Source organism: Mesorhizobium sp. M4B.F.Ca.ET.203.01.1.1 (assembly GCF_004791025.1).
GTDB classification, from domain to species: domain Bacteria; phylum Pseudomonadota; class Alphaproteobacteria; order Rhizobiales; family Rhizobiaceae; genus Mesorhizobium; species Mesorhizobium abyssinicae.
On sequence record NZ_SRUO01000021.1, the window covers coordinates 13,248 to 38,683 of the forward strand.

22 protein-coding genes are annotated in these 25,436 nt (G+C 61.0%); 13 read left to right on the forward strand and 9 right to left on the reverse strand.

Annotation, left to right across the window (positions count from 1 at the left end):
- The first annotated feature begins 154 nt into the window (after positions 1-154).
- A complete protein-coding gene (locus tag EN846_RS36100; protein ID WP_245478063.1) occupies positions 155-295 on the forward strand; it encodes a CocE/NonD family hydrolase C-terminal non-catalytic domain-containing protein in 141 nt (46 codons plus the stop codon).
- A gap of 928 nt (positions 296-1,223) precedes the next feature.
- Here EN846_RS36100 and EN846_RS29655 read toward each other — a convergent pair.
- The 4 genes from EN846_RS29655 to EN846_RS29670 all read right to left on the reverse strand — a co-directional run bounded on the left by EN846_RS29655 (position 1,224) and on the right by EN846_RS29670 (position 7,090).
- Complete coding sequence (locus EN846_RS29655) at positions 1,224-2,195, reverse strand: acetylxylan esterase (protein ID WP_128346450.1); 972 nt, start codon at positions 2,193-2,195, stop codon at positions 1,224-1,226.
- A 207-nt stretch (positions 2,196-2,402) separates the two neighbouring features.
- On the reverse strand, positions 2,403-3,500 hold the full coding sequence (locus EN846_RS29660) for a polyamine ABC transporter substrate-binding protein (protein ID WP_128346451.1): 1,098 nt from the start codon (positions 3,498-3,500) through the stop codon (positions 2,403-2,405).
- A gap of 145 nt (positions 3,501-3,645) precedes the next feature.
- Positions 3,646-5,937, reverse strand: a complete 2,292-nt coding sequence (locus EN846_RS29665; protein ID WP_348630842.1) for an aminotransferase class III-fold pyridoxal phosphate-dependent enzyme — start codon at positions 5,935-5,937, stop codon at positions 3,646-3,648.
- Between the two features lie 256 nt (positions 5,938-6,193).
- Positions 6,194-7,090, reverse strand: coding sequence for a LysR family transcriptional regulator (locus tag EN846_RS29670; RefSeq protein ID WP_128346453.1), 897 nt, complete (start codon positions 7,088-7,090; stop codon positions 6,194-6,196).
- Between the two features lie 229 nt (positions 7,091-7,319).
- Here EN846_RS29670 and EN846_RS29675 point away from each other — a divergent pair, with 229 nt between their 5' ends.
- From EN846_RS29675 to EN846_RS29730, 12 genes are all read left to right on the forward strand, one after another.
- The gene (locus EN846_RS29675) at positions 7,320-7,961 is read left to right on the forward strand and encodes a GntR family transcriptional regulator (RefSeq protein ID WP_245478062.1); all 642 of its coding nucleotides are present in this window, start codon (positions 7,320-7,322) and stop codon (positions 7,959-7,961) included.
- A gap of 90 nt (positions 7,962-8,051) precedes the next feature.
- The gene (locus EN846_RS29680; protein ID WP_127308660.1) at positions 8,052-8,903 is read left to right on the forward strand and encodes a transporter substrate-binding domain-containing protein; all 852 of its coding nucleotides are present in this window, start codon (positions 8,052-8,054) and stop codon (positions 8,901-8,903) included.
- A gap of 71 nt (positions 8,904-8,974) precedes the next feature.
- Positions 8,975-9,688: an ABC transporter permease subunit gene (locus EN846_RS29685; RefSeq protein WP_128346454.1), complete on the forward strand. Its 714-nt coding sequence runs from the start codon at positions 8,975-8,977 to the stop codon at positions 9,686-9,688.
- Positions 9,685-10,377, forward strand: a complete 693-nt coding sequence (locus EN846_RS29690; protein WP_127308658.1) for an ABC transporter permease — start codon at positions 9,685-9,687, stop codon at positions 10,375-10,377. Before EN846_RS29685 ends, EN846_RS29690 begins: the two co-directional genes overlap by 4 nt.
- A 132-nt stretch (positions 10,378-10,509) precedes the next feature.
- On the forward strand, positions 10,510-12,096 hold the full coding sequence (gene ggt / locus EN846_RS29695) for a gamma-glutamyltransferase (RefSeq protein ID WP_127308657.1): 1,587 nt from the start codon (positions 10,510-10,512) through the stop codon (positions 12,094-12,096).
- A gap of 67 nt (positions 12,097-12,163) precedes the next feature.
- Complete coding sequence (locus EN846_RS29700; protein ID WP_127308656.1) at positions 12,164-13,690, forward strand: acyl--CoA ligase; 1,527 nt, start codon at positions 12,164-12,166, stop codon at positions 13,688-13,690.
- A 2-nt stretch (positions 13,691-13,692) separates the two neighbouring features.
- Positions 13,693-14,697 carry a 2-dehydropantoate 2-reductase gene (locus EN846_RS29705; RefSeq protein WP_128346540.1) on the forward strand — a complete coding sequence of 335 codons (1,005 nt, stop codon included), beginning with the start codon at positions 13,693-13,695 and terminating at the stop codon, positions 14,695-14,697.
- 1,138 nt (positions 14,698-15,835) lie between these two features.
- Positions 15,836-16,864, forward strand: a complete 1,029-nt coding sequence (locus tag EN846_RS29710) for a Gfo/Idh/MocA family oxidoreductase (RefSeq protein WP_128346541.1) — start codon at positions 15,836-15,838, stop codon at positions 16,862-16,864.
- 432 nt (positions 16,865-17,296) lie between these two features.
- Complete coding sequence (locus EN846_RS29715) at positions 17,297-18,463, forward strand: MFS transporter (RefSeq protein ID WP_187331423.1); 1,167 nt, start codon at positions 17,297-17,299, stop codon at positions 18,461-18,463.
- A gap of 196 nt (positions 18,464-18,659) precedes the next feature.
- The gene (locus tag EN846_RS29720) at positions 18,660-18,875 is read left to right on the forward strand and encodes a hypothetical protein (RefSeq protein ID WP_127308652.1); all 216 of its coding nucleotides are present in this window, start codon (positions 18,660-18,662) and stop codon (positions 18,873-18,875) included.
- Between the two features lie 179 nt (positions 18,876-19,054).
- Entirely contained in the window at positions 19,055-20,188 is a 1,134-nt protein-coding gene (gene alr / locus EN846_RS29725; protein ID WP_245493427.1) for an alanine racemase, read from the forward strand.
- A 154-nt stretch (positions 20,189-20,342) separates the two neighbouring features.
- The gene (locus EN846_RS29730; protein WP_128346544.1) at positions 20,343-21,371 is read left to right on the forward strand and encodes an Ldh family oxidoreductase; all 1,029 of its coding nucleotides are present in this window, start codon (positions 20,343-20,345) and stop codon (positions 21,369-21,371) included.
- A 63-nt stretch (positions 21,372-21,434) separates the two neighbouring features.
- Here EN846_RS29730 and EN846_RS36455 read toward each other — a convergent pair whose 3' ends face one another.
- From EN846_RS36455 to EN846_RS29750, 5 genes are all read right to left on the reverse strand, one after another.
- Positions 21,435-21,566: a hypothetical protein gene (locus EN846_RS36455; protein ID WP_281015743.1), complete on the reverse strand. Its 132-nt coding sequence runs from the start codon at positions 21,564-21,566 to the stop codon at positions 21,435-21,437.
- A gap of 22 nt (positions 21,567-21,588) precedes the next feature.
- Positions 21,589-22,425, reverse strand: coding sequence for an inositol monophosphatase family protein (locus tag EN846_RS29735; RefSeq protein ID WP_128346545.1), 837 nt, complete (start codon positions 22,423-22,425; stop codon positions 21,589-21,591).
- Positions 22,425-22,676, reverse strand: a complete 252-nt coding sequence (locus EN846_RS29740; protein ID WP_127309005.1) for a hypothetical protein — start codon at positions 22,674-22,676, stop codon at positions 22,425-22,427. The genes EN846_RS29735 and EN846_RS29740 overlap by 1 nt, the downstream gene beginning before the upstream one ends.
- A 102-nt stretch (positions 22,677-22,778) precedes the next feature.
- On the reverse strand, positions 22,779-24,272 hold the full coding sequence (locus EN846_RS29745) for an aldehyde dehydrogenase (RefSeq protein ID WP_127309004.1): 1,494 nt from the start codon (positions 24,270-24,272) through the stop codon (positions 22,779-22,781).
- Between the two features lie 35 nt (positions 24,273-24,307).
- Positions 24,308-25,339: a proline racemase family protein gene (locus EN846_RS29750; protein WP_127309003.1), complete on the reverse strand. Its 1,032-nt coding sequence runs from the start codon at positions 25,337-25,339 to the stop codon at positions 24,308-24,310.
- Between the last annotated feature and the right edge of the window lie 97 nt (positions 25,340-25,436).

Consider the following 25,436-nt stretch of genomic DNA (forward strand, 5'->3'; position numbering starts at 1 on the left):
ATCAAGGACGCTCCTCTTCAACACGCCGATATGTTGCCGATGGCAGGTTGATGCCTGCAGCGGAGATGTTCATGCACCGGAAGGTCAACGCCGTGGCTGCATTTCGGAACTGAGTTTGAGCCATCCCCGGCAAGGGATTAACGAGCCACAGCCCATGAAGCCGGGCGAGACCGTCGCAGTCGAACTGGTGCTTGATGCGTGCGGCTACCGCTTTGCGCCGGGCCACCGTCTGCGCCATTGTCCAGTGCCTATTGGCCGACCATCTTGCCACCGCCTTGCGACGCGACTCTGGTGATCGACCTCTCGGCGCTGCAACTGCAACTACCCCTGCTTGGTGGGCATCGCAGGATCGAAGTGCCTCAACCACCCGATCCCGATCCGCTGCCCCGCTATGAAGTCTTGACGGAAGGATTGTCTGCCCGTTCGGTCGAACGTGACCTTCAGCAAGGTGTCACTCATTACCGCGTGCATGAGGATACGGGTCAGTCGACATCCGGAGAACGGCTTGTGCACGCGCGACATCCGGCGAGAGGTATGGTCTATAGCCCCCGACGATCCCCTGTCATTGGCCGCCGAGATTCGCTGGACATGCGCTGCCCAACGGACAGACTGGCGAACGGAAAGCCATTGCACCACCCGTCTCTCCTGTACGGCGGCCGAATGGGTGATTTCGGAGCGGGTTGAAGCACTGGCTGACGGTCACAAGGTATTCGAACGCGAGCGCAACGCTCGGATCTCGCGTGACCAGATGTAGGGGTTCTATCCTACGGCAACATAACAGCGCGTCAGGCCCGGAGGGCGTCTTGAACTCATTGAGTTTCGTGGGCAAAAATCTGAAAGCTTCCCATATCGTTCCGTATCGTCTCGTGGCGCTAAACAGATGTAGTTTACGAAGTGTACGAACGTTGGCAGCCATCCTCCAGAACGGCCGTAGTGAGGCCGATTGCTGCCGGTCCGGTTGCGGGAAGGACTGGGTAAGCTGACACCGAGCAAGGAGAGGCCGATGGCATCAAGGTCGCGCGGGACTCTGCCGCAGCGGCCGCCCAGCCCCTCCGAGGTCGTTGACCGCTAAGGTTGCCGCGGGTCCCTCAAAGCGCACGCCATGTGCTGTTTGCGGGCATGGAAGCGTGCAGCCGGGCGGCTGGTAGCCGCTGGAGCCCGGTTGCCCGGGCAAGCAGAGGTCCCTTGGGAAGGTAAAACCGGCCAGTGCTGGGCCGCTGACATCAGTCGACACCGAACCGCGCGCTGAGCCACGCCATCTGTTCGCGCTCCTGGTAGCCTTGTCCGCCTTCATGGTTGTTGAATTCGTATTCTACGATGGTCTTTTCCCCCGTGTAGGCATTGAACGCGCCATAAACGGTAGAAGGCGGGCAGACTTCGTCCATCAGGGCCACGGAAAACAGCGCCGCTGCCTTGGACTGCCTGGCAAAGTTGACGCAGTCGAAATAGCCGAGCGTTTCAAAGACTTTCGCCTTCTTCTCGCGATGCTGCGCCAGGAAACGGACGATCTCCAAATAGGGATCGCGCACGGCAGTCCCCAAAGCGCGGGGAAAGTCGCAAAGAAACGGCACGTCGGGCATTACGACCTTGACGCGGGGATCGATTCCGCCGACGGCAAGCGAAATGCCGCCGCCCTGACTGTCGCCGCAAACCGCGATGCGCTCGGGATCGATGAAGTCCAGCTCCAGGAGAGCGTCTATCGCCCGCACAGCATCGGTGAACACGCGCCGGTAATAGTAGTCATTCTTGTCCAGTACGCCACGCGTCATAAAGCCGGGAAACGAAGAGGTCGAGCCGACGGGATCGGCGGTCTCTCCTACGCTGTAGTCGCTTCCCTGCCCGCGTGTATCCATTCGAAAATAAGCAAATCCTGAGGTCGCCCAATGCAGTTGCTCATGTGCCAAGCCGCGCCCGCCGCCATAGCCGAGATACTGCACGACAAGAGGAAGCCGCCCCTCACGATGCGTCGGCAGGATCAGCCATCCTTTGATCGGATGACCGCCGTATCCCGGAAACGTGACGTCGAAAGCCTGGACCGCCTTCAGTGTCGTCTGCGCCGGTACGATGTCGACCTTGCCGCCGGCCTGGCGGGCCTCGGCGATGGTCGAGGCCCAGAACTGGGCAAAGTCGCCTGGCGTGGCCACTTTGCTGACATAGGCGCCTAGTTCAGGCTGGATCAGATCTTGGAATGGCATTGTTTCTCCCAGTTTGAATTAGTAGCAAATCGGCGATTGATATGGACGGCTCCGCATTCGGATCCGCCCCCGAGAGTGGATTTGCGCGTTACCGGTCCAAGAGACCGCGGACTCGCCCGCCATTCTTACCGCGCATGGCCATCAGGTGGCGGCGGCAGACCTTGACCAGAGGCGCAGCCAGCAAAAGTGGGGCGGTGACCGCCCCGTTCAGCTGCCCGTCTTGATCTGGGTCCAGAGCCGGGTAAGGACGCGCTGTTCCTTCGACCCATACGAAGAAATCGTGAAAAGCTTCTTGAGCGTTTCCTGCGTCGGATAAACTGAAGGGTTCTTCAACACGGCCTCGTCGATGAACTTCTGCGAGGCGAGGTTGCCGTTGGCAGTTTGGACATAGTTGGTTGACTTGGCGATGACTTCCGGCCGCATCAAGTAGTTGATGAAGGCGTGCGCTTCATCGACATGCCTGGCGTCGGCAGGAATAGCCAGATTGTCGAACCACATATAGGTGCCTTCTTTAGGGATCAGGTATTCGACCTTGACCCCGTTGTTGGCTTCCTTGGCGCGGTTCTTGGCCTGCAGCACGTCACCCGACCAGCCGATGCTGATGCATTTATCGCCATTCGCCAGGTCGTTGATGTAGGCAGAGGAGCTGAAGGTGCGGACATAGGGCCGGATTTTCGTGTAGATGCCACCACCGGCTTCGAGGTCTTCTTTCTTCTTGCTGTCGCCGTCCTTGCCGAGATAGTTCATGGCAATGGCCATAGTCTCCTCCGGCGCATCGACGATATTGATGCCGCAGTCCTTTAGCTTGGCCGCATTCTCCGGCTTGAAGAGCACATCCCAGCTGTCGATCGGCATGTCGCCGAGCGCGGCCTTCACCTTGTCGACATTGTAGCCGATGCCGGTCGTGCCCCACATATAGTTGACGGCATATTCGTTGCCCGGGTCATATTGGGCCAAGCGCGCCATCACCTCGGGCCACATGTTCTTGAGATTTGGCAGCTTGGACTTGTCGAGCTTCTGGAACACGCCCGCCTGAATTTGCCTGGCCAGAAAAGGTCCGGTTGTAACCACCACGTCATAGCCGGAGCCGCCGGCAAGCAGCTTGGTCTCAAGAATTTCGTTCGAATCGAAGGTGTCGTAGACGACCTTGATACCGGTTTCCTTGGTGAAATCATCAAGGATGGAACTGTCGATATAATCAGACCAGTTATAGACGTTGACGACCTTGTCCTCCGCCAACGAGACCCCTGCGGAAAAGAGGACGGCCGTCATCGTGACAGCCAGTCCGAGTAGCTGTTTCTTCATGTTCGTTCTCCTGTTGGTCCGGCTTGCCATTTTGCAGGCAGGCCGATGTTCCCTTCTCAGCGGAAGCAGTGCTGGTCTTCCGATCGTTCCCGATTTTCTGGGGGCTCGCCTGACATGCTTTGGCCCAGGCAAGCCCTGGCAGAGGTCATTGCAGTCCGCTCAAACTGTCGTCAAAAGCCGTGACGAACATATCGGCCTCTTTTCGCGACCAGATCAGCGGTGGACGTAACTTGAGGGTGTTCGGCGTGCCTTTCCCTGTCAGGATGTTGCGTGCGAGCAAGGCTTCGACAAGCTGATCGGTCTGCCGCGCCGCCGGTTCCTTGGTGAAGCGATCCGTCACCAGTTCAACGCCGGTCATCATGCCTAGACCGCGTACGTCGCCGATGATGGGATGCCGTTGCGCCAGACGCCCAAGCTCCCGGCGCAAATAGTCTCCTGTGGCGGCGCCGCGCTCGATCAGGTCTTCCCGCTCGATGACGTCCAGAACAGCCATGCCCGCCGCGCATGCGACGGTGTTGCCGCCGAATGTGCTGAACAACAGCGGATAGGTGCCGTTGAGGAAACGCTTCATAAGTGCCGAACCGAGGATGACGACGCCGAGCGGGTGGCCGTTTCCGACCGGCTTGCCCATCGTCACGAAGTCGACATTGTCATCCGAGAGCCCGTTCGCCCTGAACCCCCAGAAGGTTCCCATGCGACCGCAGCCGGCCTGCACCTCGTCCGCGATGACGAACCCACCCGCCGACCTGACGGTTCTCGCGACGAGGTTGAAATAGTCGTCAGGCGCCCGCAGCACGCCGCTCGAACACAAGGCCGTGTCGACCATGAATGCCGCCGGCCTGTGCCCTCTGGCGCGCAAGGCGGCTATCGCCCGGTCGGCATCCGCAGCGTAGTTCGCGGCTGCCTGTGGGTCGTTGGCGAAAAGGCCCCTGTACATATCCGGGGCCATCAGGGTCTCGATCTGCCTGGGATGCTCGCCGGCGGGCAAGTGACGCCAGCTTTCATTGGAGAGCGTCGTCGTGAGTTCGGTGCATCCATGGTAGGCCTGGTCAATGATCAGACCGCCATCATGCCCGCTGAGCGACATGGCTATCTGCATCGCCAGATCGTTGGCTTCGCTGCCTGAATTGACGAAAATGCAGGTGTCCAGGTGATCAGGCAGATCTGCGGTCAATCGCGCCGCATACTCGACCGCCGTGTCGCACATGTATCGCGTGTTGGTATTCAACGCGCTGGCCTGACGGTATATGGCTCTCGCCACGTGCGGGTGACAATGACCAATTTGGGGGACGTTGTTGTAGACGTCGAGATAAGCCGTCCCGCCGGCGGCATACATCCAGGCCCCTCGAGCGCGCGTGATGTGCAGGGGCTGCTTGTAGAAATGCCATATCGGACCAAGATGGGCGTCGCGCTCATGCCTCACCAGGTCATAGTCGTTCGCGAGAGGCTCGCTGCCATTGCCCGAGGGATGATAGACCGGAAACCGGCACGCCTGACGAAGCCGGCGTACCGCCTCCGGGCGCCCTTGCCGGCTCAGCAACTCCATCATTCGCGGGTATTGGCCGGCGTTTTCGATATGGGGAATGCCGGATTCGATCGTGGCTTCCCTGGCTTCGACGATGACGGTGGCCAGTGCGAGGCGCAGCAGCATCGCGTCGAAAATGAGATCGATCTCATTTTCTTCGAGCGGATATGTCGAATCGAAACCCGACGCCACATCGCAGAGGTAGGCGATCGGATCATCATCGGATTTCGAGAATGTCTCGCAAGCCGTCACAATGTCCGCAACAATGGGATTGTAGCCCATATCGCCAAAATCGATGATACCGACCGGCGATGTGCTGTCGTTGGGATCGACAAGGATGTTGCCGCCATGGGAATCCTGATGGACGACTTGCCGGCGCGTTTTCAGCAATTGAGGAAGGGTAAAGCGCTCGGCGCGCTCGAAGATTTCCTCGCACAATTGCCGAAGCCCGAGGTCGGAGATCTTTGCTATCTGCGGGCGCAAGGCCAGGGCACGTGAAATGTCCCAGAGGTGCACATTGCTGCCTGCGTATGGATGAAAAAAATCGCGCAGCGCATAGGCAAGCCGTCCTACCATCGCTCCTATGTTGAACCGAGTGGCGGCGGAAAAGGCTTCCTCAACCTGCTCCATGATCTTCCCCGGAAGGAAAGTAAGCACACGGATCATGTGCCGGCAGCCGCGCTCGTCCTCGATCCATTCATATGGGGCGCCAGCGAGGGAGGGAACGACGCGAGGCACCGGCAGGGACGGATCGCGCTCGAAGATATGGTTCAGGGCTTTGACCTGCATATCCACGACGCCTTCGGGTTCGCCGGCATTCGATATCTTGACGACGACGTCGCGGCCATCGGTGCCCTCGATCCGCCACGACAGATCGCGCTCGGAAGCCAGTTGCGTGTATGTCCCGTCGATCCGTACCGGGTTGCTACGAGGCGCCTTGTCGTCTCCGGCGGAAAATTAGGAAGGTTGCGAAGCAGCAGTGCGTCCGTGCTCATCCCATGCCTTAAGGCTAAATAGCGACACCCGACGTGGCGACCACGTCGAACTTGCACGTTTGGCGGGCAAGTCCGCAGGCGGCACTTTTGCGCTGCGCATCGCCAGCCCTACGAGAGGCTAGACCTCTATCGACACGGCAAGAATATCATTCAGAGAACGGATACATTGGTTTTCACAAATGCATCTGGTGCGCCCTGATGATCGCATCACGGACATAGCTGACGTTGGCAGCCTGCTCGCCTGTTCGCGTGGCGACCTCGATGTCGGCGGAATAGGCCTCGTCGGCTATGGGAAGTCGGCGAAGACGCCCCTGCTGTTCGAACATGCTCGCAAAATGTATCGGCAGGACCCCGAGGTAGGCGCCCGACAGGACCATCAGAAGCTGCGCCTCAATATCAAAGGCTACCCGGTTCGCGGCGGTATCGAAGCGGTGACGCCTAATCCCGTACCAATATCCTCTCTCTACCCACGGATGGCCGTAGCATTCCTCACTCGTAATCGTCTCGTCATTTCGGCAAAACAAAGGATGAGCCGAACCGCAAAATACCGCGTGCTCCTCTTGGTAGATGATCTGGTATTGCACGCTTGCGACTTTGATGTCGGAGGCACCTATCCCAATGTCTATTTCGTTTTCCGCCACGGCCTTCGTTATGTCGTTGGGGCACATGATCTTGAGATCAAGCTCGATTTCCGGCGCAGCTTTGGAAAGCTCGGCAATAGCGTCGGCGAGCCGGAAACTTGGGTCGGTCGTTAAGCAGTCGACAATGCCAACGCCGACCTTTCCCGCCAAAGCGCTTCTAACACGCGAAAGCCGGGCCGAACCGGAGTCCAGCATCCCGGTGATTTCCGTGCTGATTTCGTAAACCCGCCGCCCCTCCTCCGTTAGCGAAAACCCGCGCCGCCCTCGTTCACACAACTTCACGCCGAGCCGTTGTTCAAGCGCCGTCAGATGGTTGGAAATCGTAGGTTGACTGAGCGACAGTTCCATCTGTGCCGCAGACATGCCGCCGTTGCGGACCACGCTTTCAAAGACACGAAAGAGATGGAGATCGGAGCCCGATATCTTCATGGGGGCAGATTGCACCAAATGCACTGGATGGCAATTGCGGCTGCCGACCGTGATTTGACCTCTGGGAACCGGGCCCCGTGCCTTTGAAGCAGCCGAGATCGCCCACCTTCCCTCCCTACTTCGTCATGATCGGGTCTTGACGCTCCAGCCAAATCCGGATTTGATAATACGTGGATACAAAAATACTTTTGGGTGCAAAGTGCCAGCAGCCTTCTCCGTCGAGCCACGCTTGCCCGCCACCGCAGAGGAGGAGGCATATAGGCATCTTCAGCAAGCGCTTCGCCTCGGTCGTTACAAACCGGGTGACCGCCTCATTCCCGAAGACATCGCGGCTGAAATAGGCATGAGCCGCATGCCGGTGCGGGAAGCCTTTCGGCGCCTGGCATCCGACGGGCTGGTGGTTCTTCGCCCAAATCGGGGATGCGTGGTCGCTGGGCTGACTGTCGACGAGCTTTATGAGATTTTCGAAATTCGCTCGGTTCTGGAGGGGTTGGCCGTCAGGCTGGCGATGCCCCGGATCGACGAAGAGGAGTTCGAGGAATTCGACCGCCTGCTCGAACGCATGGAACGCGCGGGCCAGAGCGGCGGTAGCGACTGGGTTGTCCGCCACCAGGAATTCCATGGCCGCATCTGTGCGTTGAGCCAGAGGCCCAAGCTGGTCCACCAGATATCGGCGCTGCATGTGGTCATCGAGCCTTACATGCGCATCTGGTTCGACGATTGTGACAAGCCGCTTTCCGCGCGCGAGGAGCATGCCGCCGTGATCGCTGCCTTGCGCTCGGGCGACGCACAGCACGCGGAACAGGTGATGCAGGAACATGTTCTCGGCACGGCGCCGCTGCTGGCCGAGCTCGTGAGTCCCGGCCGGTGACGAAAACCGACCGGGCATGAATGGCCTCGAACGGCAATGCGGCCGGGCGTGGGAATCGTTCAATCAGCCTACAAAAAAAAGGGGAACCAAATGAAATTCAATCGTTTGGCCGCAGTTGCGGCCGCACTCAGCATGTTCGGCTTCATGCACACCGCCTTGGCCGAGGACGCGCCCAAGGCCATCACCATCGCCACGGAGGGCGCCTACGCTCCATGGAACTTCACCAACGCCGACGGCAAGCTCGACGGACTGGAGATCGATCTCGCCAACAATCTTTGCGAGCGGATGAAGGTCAAATGCACCATCATCGCCCAGGATTGGGACGGTCTTATTCCTGCGCTGAAGGTCGGCAAGTTCGATGTGATCATGGCCGGCATGTTCATCACGCCGAAACGCCTCGAGACCATCGACTTCACCCAGCCTTATGCGATCGACCCGGGTGGTTTCGCAGCCGCCAAGGACAGCGACCTGGGCAAGCTCGGCGCTTCGACCGAGAAATTCAAAATGGACGATGAGGCTGCTACCAAGGCCGCGATCGATAAGTTGAAGCCCTTGCTGAAAGGCAAGGTGGTCGGCGTCCAGGCGGCAACGGCGATGCTCGAATTCGTCAAGAAATACTTCGGGGACACGGTGGAGATCCGCGAGTACAAGACGACCGAGCAGCACGATCTCGATCTGGCCGCGGGCCGCATCGACGCGATATTCGCTCAGAAGACGGCGCTCGCCGCGACGCTTGCAAAACCCGAATTCGCGAACTTCACGGTAGCGGGGCCCGGCTTTGTCGGCGGTCTGTTCGGCGCCGGAACCGGTGCGGGCCTGAGGAAGGAAGACACCAAGCTCAAGCAGATGCTCAACGACGCGATCAGCGCCGCGATCGCCGACGGCACCATCAAGAGCATCTCGGAAAAATGGGTGAAAACGGACGTGACGCCGGTCAAGTAGCCATTTGGGGACTTGTTCGGCCGGTCGGTGTCGACCGATCGGCCGGACGCCCCTGATCATCTAGGTTTCAAATGACCGATGCACTCCATATCCTATCCCTCGGCAAGGGCGGCTGGGGCGGCGCGCTGCTCTTGGCAGCAGGCGTTACGTTTGCGCTGTCCATCCTAGGCTTCCTGCTCGGCGCCTTCTTCGGCGCAGTGGCCGCGAGCGGTGGGCTTTCACCGAGAGCTGTACCGTCGTGGTTGGCCAAGGCCTATGGCACGGTGTTCAGGGGCGTGCCCGATCTGTTGACGATCTACCTGCTCTACTATGGCGGCAGCATCGCCTTGACCGAGATCGGAAAACTCTTCGGCAGCGCCGGCTTCGTCGGGCTCCCGACATTTGCAACCGGCGTCCTGGCGATCGGCATTATTTCTGGCGCCTATCAAGCCGAGGTCTATCGCGGAGCCTATCTCGCCGTCGATCCCGGCCAGTTCGAAGCTTGCAAGGCTTTGGGCGTGGCCCGATTCCATTCGCTACGCCTCGTCATCATACCGCAATTGATGCGGCACGCTCTGCCGGGCCTCGGAAATGTCTGGCAACTGGTGCTCAAGGATTCGGCCCTGATCTCCGTGATCGGTCTCGTGGAATTGATGCGGCAATCTCAGATCGGCGCAGGATCGATGAGGGAGCCCTTCGTCTTTTACCTGGCCGCCGCGGCACTGTATTTCCTCATCGCCGCGGTGACCGGATCGGTCTTCCGCTACGGCGAGACACGAGCGTGGCGAGGCATGGTCCACGCATGATCGACCTGCATTTCTTTGTCGAGATCATTCCAACCCTGCTCTCCGGCTTGCCGCTGACCTTGCAGCTTGCTGGGCTGTCGATCGCAATAGGCTTTGCCTTGGCCCTGTTGCTCGCACTGGCGCAGCAGGGAAACCATCGGATGCTGGTCTGGCCGATACGCGCCTTCGTCGCCGTCTTTCGCGGCACGCCATTGCTCGTCCAGATATTCCTCATCTATTACGGCCTCGGCCAGTTCCGTCCCACGCTTCAGGCTGTTGGGCTCTGGTGGCTGTTTCGCGAGCCCTATTGGTGCGCCATCATCGCACTCAGTCTCAATACCGCAGCCTATGGCAGCGAGATCCTGCGGGGCGCAATACAAGGCGTGCCGCGCGGTCTTGTCGAGGCCGCTTCCGCTTTCGGGATGACACGGATCCAGACACTGCGCCTCGTCGTTCTGCCTTTGGCGCTGCGCCAAGCCATTCCAAGCTACAGCAACGAGATCATCCTCATGGTGAAGGGTACGTCGCTGGCATCGATCGTCACCCTGATGGAAGTGACAGGCATAGCCCAGGGGTTGATTTCTCAGACTTATCGCGCCGTCGAAGTTTTCGTGGCTGCGGGCGCGATTTACCTCACCATAAATTTCACGATCATCTCGGCCCTGAATGCCCTGGAGACCTGGCTAACGCCCTATCGGGTCCGTGCATGAAACATCACCGGGGCATAATCAGGAGAATTGGCGACATGGGCTGCGCCGACAAGCCGAAACGATCTGCTGCCGTGTTGTGTTACGCGATGGTGAACATGTCGCTTCGATCAGACCAAGGGATACAGAGACAGAATGCGTGATTTCCAGTTTCCCGGCCGCTCGCCGGTTCGTGCCAGCGAAGCGGTCGCCGCGACATCGCACCCGCTGTCGACGCTCGCGGCGATCGAGATGCTGCGCGCCGGCGGCAATGCCATGGACGCGGCGGTCTGCGCCGCCGCCGTGCAGGCCGTGGTCGAGCCGCAATCGACCGGCATAGGCGGCGATTGTTTCGTGCTCTACTGCCCGGCGGGACAAGGTGACGTGCTGGCCTTCAACGGCTCCGGCCGCGCGCCGGCGGCCGCGACCGTCGACTGGTACCTGGACAGGGGTTTCAGCGAGCTTCCCAAACAGGGACCGCATGCAGTGACGGTGCCGGGCGCCATCGATGCCTGGTGCCGGCTGCTCGAGGACCATGGCAGCAAGGACCTCGCCGAGGTGCTGGCGCCGGCCATTCATTATGCCGAGAACGGCTATGTCGTGCACGACCGCGTCGCCTTCGACTGGGCGGACCCGGAGATCGACCTTGCCGCGGACGAACATGCCGCGCGCATCTTCCTGCCCGGCGGCAAGGCGCCGAGGGCCGGCGACGTCCACCGCCAGCCGGAACTCGCCGCTACCTTGCGCATCATCACCAAGCAGGGCCGCGCCGGCTTCTACGAGGGTGCTGTCGCCGACGATATGGTGCGCCGGCTCAAGGAATTGGGCGGGCTGCATAGCCAAGAGGATTTCGCGGCGACCAAAGGCGACTATGTGGCACCGGTCAGCACCTCCTACGGCGGCTACGACTTCCACCAGATGCCGCCGAACAACCAGGGGCTGACCGCGCTTCTAATGCTGAATGTGCTGTCCGGCTTCAAGCTTGGCGGGCTCGATCCCAATGGCGCCGAGCGGCTGCATCTGGAAATCGAGGCGGGGCGGCTGGCCTACCAGGACCGCGACCGTTTTGTGGGCGACCAGGACCAGGTCCCTGTGCCGGTCAAGCAGCTCTTGTCCGCCGCCTATGCCGACAGGCTGCGCGCCGAGATCGACCCCGAGCGGGCGATGACGCATCTGCCGAAGCTGGACCTGCCGGGCAGCGACACGGTCTACATCACCGTGGTCGATCGCGACCGCAACGCGGTCTCCTTCATCAACTCGACCTATTATTCGTTTGGCAGCGGCGTGGTCAGCCCGAAGACCGGCGTGGTGCTGCAGAACCGTGGCTCGAGCTTCCGGCTCGAGCCCTGGCATCCCAATGCGATCGCGCCCGGCAAGCGGCCGATGCACACAATCATGCCCGGAATGGCGACCCGGAATGGCCGCGTGGTGATGCCGTTCGGCGTCATGGGCGGCGGCTACCAGCCTTTCGGCCATGTGCATTTTTTGACCAACATGATCGACTTCGGCATGGATCCACAGCAGGCGATGGATGCGCCGCGTGTGTTTTACAACGATGACGTCGTGGAGGCTGAGCGCAACGTTCCCGACGAGGCGATCAAGGGCTTGCGCAAGCGCGGCCATCGCATCGTCGAACCGCATCACCCGCTTGGCGGCGGCCAGGCAGTGCTGATCGACTGGGAAAAGGGCACGCTGACCGGCGCCTCCGACCCGCGCAAGGACGGGATGGCGTTGGGATATTGAGAGCCGGCGGCATCACATCTGTGTGTCGCGGCTGGATTTTGACGGATTGGAACGATAGTCGGTGACCATGACCAGCAACGCAAATTCGCAAGGGCTTTCACGCCCGCTCGCCTCCGGAGCCGATGACGCGCCGGCGATCCTGGCGCCTGACCGGCCCACCCTCACCCATGGCGGATTGCGCCAGCTGATAGGCGCCACGGCGGCGGCGCTGCATGCGCGCGGCATCCGCCGGGGCGACCGGGTGGCGATCGTGCTGCCGAACGGGCCGGAGATGGCGACGAGCTTCGTCGCGGTGGCGGCAAGCGCCTCGACGGCGCCGCTCAATCCGGCCTACCGGGCGGACGAACTCGATTTCTACCTGACCGACATCGGCGCCAAGGCGATCCTCGTCTCCGCCGACGAGAGTGGCCCGGCGGTGACGGTGGCCGAGCGTCTGGGCATCGCCGTGCTGCGGCTGGTCGTGCCGGCCGGCGCCCCTGCCGGCAGCTTCGTCATCGAGGGCCCGTCAGTGGGGCCGCAGGCGGCGCCCGACATGGCGCGCGACGACGACATCGCGCTGTTGCTGCACACGTCGGGCACCACCTCGCGCCCCAAGCTGGTGCCGCTCAGCCATGCCAATGTCGCGGCCTCCGCCCGCCATATCGGCGCGACGCTCGGCCTGAGCGCCGACGACCGCTGCCTCAACATCATGCCGCTGTTTCACATCCACGGGCTCATCGCGGCAGTGCTGTCGTCGCTCGCCGCCGGCGGCAGCATCTACTGCACGCCGGGCTTCAACGCGCTGCGCTTCTTCCAGTGGCTGAGCGACGCCAGGCCTAGCTGGTACACGGCCGTGCCGACCATGCACCAGGCGATCCTGCCGCGCGCGGCGCGCAATCCGGACGTGCTGGCGGCGGCCTCGCTGCGCTTCATCCGCTCGTCCTCGGCATCGCTGCCGGCGCAGGTGATGGCCGAACTCGAGGCGACCTTCGGCTGCCCGGTCATCGAAGCCTATGGCATGACCGAGGCAGCGCACCAGATGGCCTCGAACCGGCTGCCGCCAGGCCTGCGCAAGCCGGGCAGCGTCGGCGCCGCCGGCGGACCCGAAGTGGCCGTCATGGCGCTCGACGGCCGGCTGATGCAGGCCGGCGAGACCGGCGAAATCGTCATTCGCGGCCCCAATGTCACATTGGGCTACGAAAAGAACCCCGATGCCAACGCGACGGCCTTCGCGCATGGCTGGTTCCACACCGGTGACCAGGGCGTGCTCGACGAGGATGGCTATCTCAGGGTCACCGGAAGGCTGAAGGAGATCATCAACCGTGGCGGCGAGAAGATTTCGCCGCTAGAGGTAGACGACGTGCTGATGGACCACCCGGCGGTGGTGCAGGTGGTGACCTTCGCCATGCCGCATGACAAGCTCGGCGAAGAGGTGGCGGCGGCCGTGGTGCTGCGGGAAGGCATGAGCGCCTCAGAGAGCGATATCCGCGCCCACGCTGCGACGCGGCTAGCCGACTTCAAGGTGCCGCGCAAGATCCTGATCCTGGACGAGATCCCCAAGGGGGCGACCGGCAAACTGCAGCGCATCGGGCTCGCCGCCAAGCTCGGGCTGTGACAATGAAGATCACCATTTTCGGCGCCGGCGCCATCGGCGGCTATCTCGCCGCCAAGCTGGCCATTGCCGGCCGCACCGATCTGTCGATCGTCGCGCGCGGCGCGCATCTCGACGCGATCCGCGCGGGCGGGCTGCGCCTGATCGAGGACGGCGCGGAGACGGTGGCGCCGGTCAAAGCCGCGGCGAAGGCCGAAGAGCTCGGCGTGCAGGATTATGTGGTGCTGGCGTTGAAGGCCCATTCGCTGACCACGGCGCTCGACCAGATCGGGCCGCTGCTGGGCACGGACACCGCGGTCGTCACCATGCAGAATGGCGTGCCGTGGTGGTATTTTCACAGGCTAAGCGGCCCGCTCGAAGGCACAAGGCTCGACGGTGTCGACCCAAGCGGCGCCATCTGGCAGCGGATCGGACCGCAGCGCGTCATCGGCTCGGTCGTCTATCCCGCCGTCGAGGTCGACGCGCCCGGCCTCATCCGCCATGTCGAGGGCAGGCGCTTTTCGCTCGGCGAACCCTCCGGCGAGAAGAGCGAGCGCGTCACACAGCTGGCCGAGGAAATGGTCAAGGCCGGGCTGCAGGCGCCGGTGCGCGACGACATCCGCAGCGAAATCTGGGTGAAGCTGTGGGGCAACCTGTCCTTCAACCCGATATCGGCGCTGACCGGCTCGACGCTGGCGGCGATCGTCGCCGACGACGGCACCCGCGCGCTCGCCCGCACCATGATGCTGGAGGCGCAGGCGATCGGCGAAAGCCTCGGCGTGCGCTTTCCGATCGCCGTCGACCGCCGCATCAAGGGCGCCGGCGACGTCGGCGAGCACAAGACCTCGATGCTGCAGGACCTGGAGCGCGGCCGCCCGATGGAAATCGACGCGCTGGTGACCGCCGTTCAGGAACTCGGCCGGCTGACGGCCCGGCCGACACCGGTGATCGACGCGGTGTCGGCGCTGCTGAAGCGGCTGGCGGTGGAGCGCGGCTGCTATTCCGCAGTTGGCCGAAAGCAGACTGGCTAATTTGAAACCAATTTTGGAGTTTCCGTCGCTACCGAATTCCGAAGCCGCTTCGCCAAATAAGCCCCGCACCGAGTTCGAGACCGTAGCCCGTGTAATGCGTGTAGCAGCCTGTCCACGCTGCTCCGAGCTTGTAACTAGTAGCGGTTGCACCAGCAAGGGGAGGATGGCCGCTGTTGGGCGCGGAGGTGCCACTGCGGCCAGCCGCTCGAATGTCTGCTTCTGGACGGCGGCCCATGACAAGTTCAATGGCCAACTTCAGGCGCATTGCAGCCGTTCGTGTCATGGAAAACGTACGTCGGCTTCGGGGCCGTTCCCCGGTCTTTTGAAGCTTCGAGACAGGGCTCAGCCCCTTAGACAATATCGCGGCGTTTCCGAATGGAGGGAAACACAGTAGCGCTCTCGCCGCCCACCCTCGGAACAATGCGATCGGCTCAAGCGATTCTGAGATGGTAAGGAAAATCGCCTGGGTAGTTTATTGTCAGAAAGAGGGGGTTCGAGTCCGCGTTGTGGACAGCCTCGGAAATACACAGCAAGATCAATAACTTAAATTGATCTTCTGGTGGCCCCGGAGGACATGTTTAAACGAGTTTTTCGTGGGCCATAATCGAAAAACTTCCCGTATCGTTCCGCGTAGTTACGAGACCGCTTTAAAGACAGGAACGCCTTACCTGTGCGGGCCGCGAACTGGAATGATGCCCACTTGATTGTCACCCATCTAATTAATATCGCCGTGTTTTTCCTACATTGCGGCACTGATAGCCGGCGCGATACCTGATTTCCGCGAACTCTCATCTCAAAGTGGCGTTTCCTGTGCGTCAAATCGCGAATGCAAAGCTCTGTCTGCGAAATCGCCGTGGGACCCCGCCGATGTAAAGATAAGCGCGGTGAAGAGGCCCGAGCGAGAAGGCGCTCTTCGTCCACCTCTATCAAGCACCCAAGCCGTTCGTCAAAAAGGGCGCACTGAAGAAATGCTTGCCAGAAGGGCGCCACACGCGTTCCGAGCCAAATCGTCACGAAACTAATCGCCGCCGATAGCAACCGGTAGCCGCGGATCGGCTGAGCGCAATCGGAGTTTCGTCTCTCCATTCTGCAGGGGGCTTGAGGGCCCTCGTGTGTCAGCTTGGAATGAGCCCCCTCCATGACCATGAATTCCAGCAGGAAGAAATCGATGAGCAAAATTTACAAATGGGGACTGGTCGGCGCCAGCCGGATTGCCGAGGAGTGGCTGATACCGGCCATCAACAGCGCTCCGAACAGCGAGGTCGCCGCAGTGTTCTCCTCCGATACGGCCCGTGGACGCGCCTACGCCGAGCGAAACGGCATCCCGCAGGTCTACGATACCATCGAAGCGCTGCTTCGCTCGGATGTCGACGCCGTTTATATAAGCAACACCAATGAAAAGCATGCCCCCGATGCGATTGCGGCAATCGTGGCGGGCAAACATGTGCTCGGCGAGAAGCCAATGGCAATGACAATCGCCGAGGCCGAAGCCATGGTTGCGGCCGCCGAAACGCACAAACGCGTTTTGGGCATCAATCACCATCTGCGGAACATGGCGACCCACATCAGGCTCCACGATTTGGTGAAGAATGGTGAACTGGGCGCACTGGTCGCGGCCCGCATGACGTTCGGTGTGCTGCTTCCGGTCGCCAATCGCGGCTGGAGAACCGATTCCGTGACCGCCGGAGCCGGCGTGTTCTTTGATCTTACCGTGCATGACGCAGACCTTTTGCACTACGTCCTGGGCACGGAGGCGCAGGAGGTCGTAGCGATGACCGCCAACAATGGGATAACGTCGAAGGAAGTCGAGGATACGGTCGCGATCGTCGCACGAATGAAGACCGGCACAATTGTTCGGATTACCGAGAGCTTTGCTATTGATCACGCTAGAACGACGGTTGAGCTCTTTGGCACAAAGGCTTCCGTTTTTGCGGACGACGTTCTGCTCCAGCGTGGTGGTGGACGTGTGTTCGTGCGCAAGAATGGCGAACAGGTCGAAGAGCAGATCGACCATGTGAATGCCTACGACAAGGTTGTCCGTGACTTCAATGCAGCCATGGCTGGCAATGGCTCACCAACGGTAACAGGTCGCGACGGTTTGAAATCTTTGAAATTTGCCGTGGCCGCACGCGAAGCGGCAAAGACCGGCCGCTCGGTGCAGGTCTGAGGTTCATTCACGAGGAGCGGTTCCGGTCGAACCGCTCCATTTTGAATCCAGCGGATATTCCGATGCGCTAGGGATCTTCAGCCGCATTGAGCGGCTCGCTGATGACGTGAACCCTTCAGGTTACTAGAACCGGGTAGACCCGCATTCTACTGCGCTGCAGGGTCGACATCTACTTTCTCTTAGAAAGACGTCTCCCGTGCGTCAGATTGCGAATGCAAAGCTTTACCTGCGAAATCGCCCTGTAGCTGCCGCGATGTAAGATGAGTGCGGTGAGCTGACCATCAGGTGCTCCTAGCAGGGGTTCTCTGCGTGTATTCAAAGGTTTTCGCCTCATAGAAGAGACAGGCCAGTCGGCATGCGTTGGACCGAGCCCGGCATGCCGTCGGGTGGCATTGACCGAGGCGCAAGGCGCCAGTGGAGAACCAAACGGTGTTGGAAATTCCGAAGCGCTTCGCAGATCAACCTGCCTGGCCCTCAATAGACGACCGCAAGAGCCGCACGGCTATTTTCTCCATTTTCTTCCTGCATGGCTGCATATTCGGCACCTGGTCTTCACTTGTGCCGACAATCAAGGCGCGCCTCTCGATACCAGACAGTCAGTTCGGCTGGTCGCTGTTCATGATTGTCGCGGGCTCACTATTCGCCATGCTGGCGAGCCGGTCTCTCATCACGCGTTTCGGCAGCAAACAAGTGGTTCGAGTGTCGGCGCCCCTTCTCCTGGCGACGGTCGTGTTGGCCTCGTTCACGAATGCCCCAAACCTGTTCCCCCTGGTCCTGCTGATGCTGGGACTTGCGGGCAATTTCATGGACGTCGCCATGAATGCGCAGGCGGTCGAGGCAGAGCGCTTATCCCAAAAGGCCCTCATGTCGACATTCCACGCTATGTGGAGCCTTGGCGGGCTTACAGGTGCCGCCTCGGGGGGCCTGCTTGTCAAATTTGCGGGGAGCTCGTTGGGTGCGCTAATAGCCGCGCTATTACTCTCGAGTCTCTTCGTGGCAAACCAGAGCAAGCTTCTCGCTGCAAGGCCAAGTGAGGGCGCTACGGCAGCCCGGCCAATCAGCCCAAAGTGGCTGCTAGTTGTTGCAGGCCTGCTTGCCGGTGTGTGCATGTCGACAGACGCAGCGGTCCGTGACTGGGGTCCCCTCTTCCTAACTGGCCATTTTGCGCTCGATTTCAGCTTCTCTGGACTCGGCTATGCGGCGTTCGCAAGCGCCATGGCAATCTGTCGATTGGCTGGCGATCGCTTCAGAACGCTCGTGGGCGAGAAGCAACTTCTTGCAATCTCGACAGGCCTCGTGATCGTCGGTCTCTCGATTGTCGCCTCTGCCAAGATGGTGCCTGTGGCGCTATTCGGGTTTGTCCTGTTGGGCATCGGCGTATCGAATATCTTTCCCACACTATTGAGCATGGCGGGACGACGCGGCGATGCGTCAAACATAGTGGTCGTCTTCGCGACGGGTTACATAGTCGCCCTGGCCGCGGCACCCAGCTTCGGCACCCTCGCCGAGGCAACCTCCTTAGCCAACATTTACTTGCTGCTGGCCGGGATGTTCCTGCTTGCCGGAACGGCTTTCGTCCGCGTCGCCAATCGCTTCTGAACTGCGGAGACCCCTTACACTCGACCGCTGTTTCTTCAAGTAAGTGGCTGTCGCCTCCGACCTACTCGCGGCAACGGTATCTTTTGATCGAGCCGGCCTCGTATCGTCCGAGACCCATTGACAGTTATCTGTAAACGTTTACCACTCTTCAAGTGACGCCGTCGGCACCTAGCGGCTTGTGATCGAGAGGCATCAAGTGAAAACCCCTCAAGGGCGCGCCATGCATAATCACACGCGCAATGTGTTCCTGCAGATAGCGAAATTTTGCATCCCTCTTCTCGCGCTTCTAATGTTTGCAAAACTTAGCCCGGCCGTGATGGCGATGCTGGCGGACCAGAGTGTTCAGCGCGGTATGATCGCCCAGGCGCAGTCCAAGGCGGCGGAGCATTACCTGTCGATCCTGCTGAACTAAACTCAAAGCGTGCTGCGATCTCGTGACGGGCATTGCCGTGCCCGTCGAACCTGATTGCCCTTAGGAACGCACGACCCGCGGTACGCCTTTCCGGATTTGGCCAAAAAAGCAGGATAGCCCTTGAGTTAATTATGTAAACGTTTACTGACGCAGCTTCTTTGGAAACACGGGTGCCGATCATGACCGTAAGTCATCCCTTGTCCTCCGCCGGAGGAAATCTCAGTCTGATCCATCAGGCTGAGATGATCGTCGACCTAGAGGCAGTGCGGGGAAATTACAGGCGACTGAACGCCATGGCGGGCGGGGCCGATTGCGCTGCCGTCGTGAAGGGCGACGCCTACGGCCATGGCATGATCCCGAGCGCGCTGGCGCTGAGGCAAGCGGGCGCCAGGACGTTTTTCGTGGCAACGGCCAATGACGGCGTGACGCTGCGAGTCGCTCTTCAAGAAGCAGAGATTTGCGTGCTCGGCGGCTTCCTGCCCGAAGAAAGGGAGGCATTTGTCGGCGCGAACCTAGTACCCGTCCTGAACAGTCGCAATCAGATCGAGGAATGGGAAAAGGTTGCGGTCGGGGTGGAGCGTCCTCTCGCCTCGATCATCCATTTCGACACGGGAATGAACCGGCTCGGACTGCTGGCCGATGACGTCGCGTGGCTTCGCCAGAACTTGCCGCTCCTGTCGCGGATCCCGCCTATCCTCTACATGTCGCACCTTTCGGCAGCCGATGACCTCGATTTCGACAGGTGCGAATTCCAGCGCGGGGCATTCCTGAGCGCGGTGAGCGGGCTTCCCATCGCGAAAATGTCGCTTGCCAATTCGGCTGGCACCTATCTGGGCGCGGACTACGCGTTCGACATGGTCCGGCCCGGCAAGGCGACATTCGGGATCAACCCGCTGACAGGGCGCCCAAATCCCATGTTGCAGCCAGCTCGCGTAGTCGCGCCGATCATTCAGGTCAAGACGATGAAGCGCGGTGCCCCTGTCGGCTACAGCTCGACCTACCGCCTGACCGAGCAAGCCAAGATCGCGACGGTCGCGATCGGATACGCGAACGGCTATTCCCGGGCCGGCTCAAGCCGCGCTGCCGTCTCCGTTGCGGGTTTTGCCGCCCAGGTTGTCGGACGCGTTTCCATGGATCTCCTGACCGTCGACGTTTCGGGGGTTCCTGACTGGGCGCTGGTACCAGGCAGTCCGGCCGAAATCCTCGGACCCCATGTTCGTGACCACGATCTGGCGAAGGCCTGCGGAACGATCGAGCATGAAATCTTGATTTCACTCGGCCATGGCTGTGCGCGGCGTTACGTCAACGAATAGCGCGCGCCATGGCGTTGAGTGCTGAAGCACAGGCCCGCCCCCAACCTACGCGAGGCACTCTGCCGCCAACGGACATTGCAATGCAGCCGTTGGCGGCCCCGATAGGCGAGCCACGCAGGGAGGCGCGTCGCTCTGTTGAAGCGCGTGATTTGTCATGACCGCATCCTTGTCGCATGAGCCAGCCATTTATCTCAGCCTGCCCGAGCTCATCGCCATGCTGGAAGCTATCATGCTGCGCCACGGGACGTCCGACAGCGTCGCCCGAGCCCTGGCGACGAATTGCGCGAGCGCCGAACGCGACGGCTCGCGAAGCCATGGCTTGTTCCGGATGGCGGGCTATGTGAGCAATCTCAAGAGCGGCTTCGTCGACGGCCGCGCCGTTCCGCAAATCCAGGACGCCGGAACCGCTTTCCTTCGTGCCGACGCCGGCAATGGCTATGCCAGACCGGCGCTGGAAGCGGCCATGCCGCAGGCCATCGACAAGACGCGATCGGCCGGCGCCTGTGTGCTCGCCATCGGCAATGCCCATCATAACGGTCCGCTCTGGCTGGATGTCGAGCCATTCGCGGAGGCGGGACTGATCGCCCTCAGTGTCGTCAACAGTGTCACTTATGTCGTCCCTCACGGCGGTCACAAGCGGCTCTACGGAACCAATCCGATGGCCTTCGCCGTGCCGCGCGCAGATGGCCAGGTTCTCCTGTTCGATCAGGCGACGGCAGCAATGGCTCATGGCGAAGTGAAGGTTGCGGCGCTTGAAAACAAGCTGCTCCCCGAAGGAACGGGCCTGGACGCCTCGGGCCTGCCAACCAGCAGCCCGCAGGCTATACTTGACGGGGGTGCGCTGCTGCCTTTCGGCGGACACAAGGGATCCTCCATCGCCATGATGATCGACATCCTTGGCGGAGCGCTGACAGGCAGCAACTTCTCCCATCAGGTCAATTCGTCGGCCTATCCCGGGGCCGACTCCGCTCATACCGGTCAAACCATCATCCTGATCGACCCGACGAAAGGAAATGGCTCCCTGAGAATGTTCACAGGGCGGATCGAGGAATTGGTCGAGGCGATGGCCGAAGCCGGGCAGACGCGCCTTCCAGGTGAACGTAGGCTCGCCGCCCGCAAATTGGCGGCCGAGCGCGGCATCGCCATCGAGGCAGAGACATGGAAGCAATTACAGGCCCTTTGACAGACGCAAAGCGCGAATGCGTGATTGGATTGCGGCGTTGACGGTGGGTGACGACTCTTCGCTTCAACGGGTTACCCAGACCAGAAGGTACATGGCCGCTGTTGCGACCGCCATCCAAAACCAGCCCCAGAAACGGGCTCGTCGCTCGGCAGCGTTATCCTCGTCCTTTCGCTCGATCTCGTTCTTGCTGTCCATTCAAGATACCCTCGGCAAGGGTTCAGATGTCGTTGAGCATCCGCAGCGCAGCCTCGTGCAGGACGGCGTTTGCCGAGGCCAGGACGTTGCCGCCCCGCTCCGGGCGACCGCCGTCGAAGCGAGTGACGACACCACCGGCGGCCTCAATGAGCGGAATAAGCGCAACGACGTCATAGGCTGTCAGGGCGAGCTCGACGCAAAGGTCGATCTGGCCGGCGGCGAGCATGGCGAACGCGTAGCATTCGCCACCGTAGCGAGTGAATTTGACCGACGACGCGAGCCGGGCAAATCCTCGCCCCGGACGGCGCGCGAAGGGTTCTGGAGAATTCGTGTGGCATATCGCGTCGGAAAGACGTTGAGTGCCGCTCGCCCTCAAAACGGTCTCGCCATGGGCCGAATGGCAGACCGATTTCGTACCATCGGACCAGAAGCATTCCCCGGTATGGGGCTGGTTCATCATTCCCATTGCGGAGCGGCCATCGACGGTGAAGCCTATCAGAGTTCCCCAGACCGGAAGCCCGCATAGGTAGGGTTTCATCCCGTTGATCGGGTCAATCACCCATTTGAGCGGCCCGGATCCCGACGGGCTGAGCTCCTCGCCCAATATCGCGTGCATCGGATACTCGGCCGATATGATGTCGCAGATAGCCCTTTCAGCATTTCGGTCGGCTTCCATGACCGGATCGTATTGCAGGCCGGGTTTGACCTCGGCTTCGACGGCCAACCTCTTGCGAAACCTCGGCATCACCTCCGCAGCAGCCGCGTCCGTGAGTTTGCGGAAAAATTCGAAGGTGGGCAGCAGATCCCCGTCCCGTTGGGAAGCAACACTAAGCTTGGGGAGTGAGGCCTGCCTGGCCATCAGAAGGCGCCCTGCTGGAATATCCTGTGGCCACCGCCTAGCCCGAACGCCATCTGGTTCGTCTTCGCGAAACCCAAGTAGAGCCAAGCTTCGAACTCGAAACGCAGCGGCCGCGCGCCGACTTCGTCCAGGGTGAGATCGGTGATAGGGCCGACGCCGGAGAACGGATTGGCGGTTCGCCGCGGTCTGCCGGCCGCCGTCAATCGCAGGGCGCTCAGCTGTTCTTCCCTAAGCACTGCAACAGATGTCATTGACTTCCCTCAAATCCAACAGGGCGCCCGCAAGCCTGCGGGCGCGCCGATCTCCCGCGAAGGGCCGATGGCCGGGCCGAGAGGGCCGGCCACCGGATGCCATCAGCGCAGTTGGATCCACACCGCCTTGGTTTCGGTGTATTGGTCGTGCGCAGCGAGGCCCTTGTCCTTGCCGCCGAAGCCCGATTCCTTGTACCCGCCGAAGGGCACGGCGAAGTCGCCTTCTGAATAGCAGTTCACCGAGACGGTGCCGGCGCGGATCGACTTGGCGACGCGATGCGCCGTGTTGAGATCGTCGGTGTAGAGGGAAGCGGCAAGGCCGTAGTTGGTGTCGTTCGCAATGCGAACCGCTTCGGCCTCGTCCTTGAACGAGATCACCGACAGGACAGGCCCGAAGATCTCTTCACGGGCAATCTTCATGGTGTTGGAAACACCATCAAAGATCGTCGGCTCAACGAAGCTGCCACCTGTTTCGGCCAGCACACGATTTCCCCCCAATGCTACCTTGGCGCCTTCATTGCGTCCCGTTTCGATGTAGGACAAGACCTTGGCGAGATGATCCTCCTCGATCATCGCACCGATGCGCGTCGAGCGCTCGAGCGGGTCGCCGACCGTCCAGGACTCGAACACCGGCTTCAGCTCATCAAGGAGGCGGTCCTTGATGCTCTCGTGGACGATGAGGCGGGAACCGGCCGAGCAGTTCTCGCCCTGGCAAAAAAGAATACCCGTCGCGACATTCTCGACGATAGGGGCGAAGTTCTTGACGTCGCTCATGACGATTGCCGGGCTCTTGCCGCCGCACTCGAGGATGATCCTCTTCATGTTGGAATCGGCAGAATATTTCAGGAAGAGCCGACCGACCTCGCCAGAGCCCGTGAAGCTCACGCAGTCGATATCCCTGTGCAGGCCGATCGCCTGGCCGGCAGTCGGCCCCAGACCCGGGACGACGTTGAAGACGCCGTCCGGAATGCCTGCCTCGGATGCCAGTGCCGCCAGCCTGATCAGCGACAAAGACGTCTGTTCGGCCGGCTTCAGGACGAGGGAATTTCCTCCCGCCAGGGCGGGCGCCAACTTCCACATCGCGACGAACAGAGGGAAGTTCCAGGGAATGACGCCACCGACGATGCCGATCGGCTCGCGCACGATCATCGACACGACGTCACGCGGCGCCGGCGACATCTGATCATAGATCTTGTCCGTCGCCTCCGCATGCCAGCGGAGCGTCTCGACGGAGTCGGGCAAGTCGACACTGAGGGAATCGTTGATCGGCTTGCCGCAATCGAGCGTTTCGATGAGCGCGAGTTCGGCGCTGTGCTTTTCGATCAGATCGGCAAAGCGCAGCAGGACTTTCTTGCGCTCCCGCGGCGGCATGCCCGACCAACTGCCGGCCTCGAAACTGCGGCGTGCGGCCCTGACCGCAAGGTCGACGTCCGCAGCGCCGCCGGCGGCGACATTGGCAAGGAGCCTGCCGGTGGCAGGATTGACGGTTTCGAACGTCTCCCCCGATTTTGCCGCCACATAGGCACCGTCAATAAAGGCCCGTGTTTCGAATTTCAGCTTTTCGGCTTGGGCGTGGAAGTCTGCGTGCACGTTCATCTTGAACTCCTGCAAATGGCATTGATGGATATTGGTCAGGCACCGGGCCAGGTATCGGAAAGTGTGTAGCCCCTCGGAAACGGATCGCTCGGGTCGAGCACGAACTGATGGAAGCCTGTGATCCAGGCCCGTCCGGTGATGGCGACAGACACGGCGTCGAGACCTCCGATCCGGGTGCTCTCGAATATCTCGCCGACGAATTTTGTGCCGATGATCGACTCATGGATGAATTGTTCGCCGGCAGCGACTTCACCGCGTGCATGGAGCAGCGCCAGTCGTGCACAGGTGCCGGTCCCGCAAGGCGAGCGGTCCAGTCTGCCTGGCGAGACGATGACCCCGTTCCTGGATGTCTTGATCCCGTCGCTTACCGCGAGCGGACCGGCGAAAAGCGTCTGGTTGATTGTGTGTATCTCTGGGTTTTCGGGGTGCACGGATGGCAGTTGCTCGGCCGCCGCCCGCTTGATTTTTTCGCCGACATCCGAAAGATCGCGCGCTTCGGACGGCTCGATCTCGAAGCCGCAATCCTGGGCGTCGACGATCACGTAGATCATCCCCCCGTAGGAAACGTCGACGCGAAGCGATCCTATGCCTTCGACCTCGATCATCCGGTCTCGGTGCATGACAAAGGACGGCTGGTTCCTGAACTTGACGCTTTCGCACTTTCCGTCCCGGCACCGCGCTTCGACCTCGATCAGGCCGGCTGGCGCCTCAAGCGTCAGGTTGGTGACAGGCTCCTGCATCGGAATGATCCCGGTCTCCAGGAGCACGGTCACCGTGCATATGGTGTTCGTGCCCGACATCGGCGGATAGGAGGTCGGTTCGATGATGACGTAACCCATCTGAGCGTCAGGGTGAGACGAGGGCAGAACCAGGTTGGTGCAGAGCGTGACCTTGCCGCGAGGTTCATGCAGGAGAAAGGCTCTAAGGTCATCGCCTTTGGTCTCCAGCCATCGTGCCTTCTCGAACATGGTCTTGCCGGGAACATCGATGACACCGCCTGTAATGACGTCGTTCGGCTCGCCCTCGGCGTGAGCGCCCACGACGTTGATCATCCGCGACAACCGCATTCCTCAATCCTTTCTGCCAGGCCGGCCATGAAATCGTGCAATCCGATGCTGGACGAGGAAGAACGAATGTCCAGGACCAGTTGCAGCAGCCGGATAC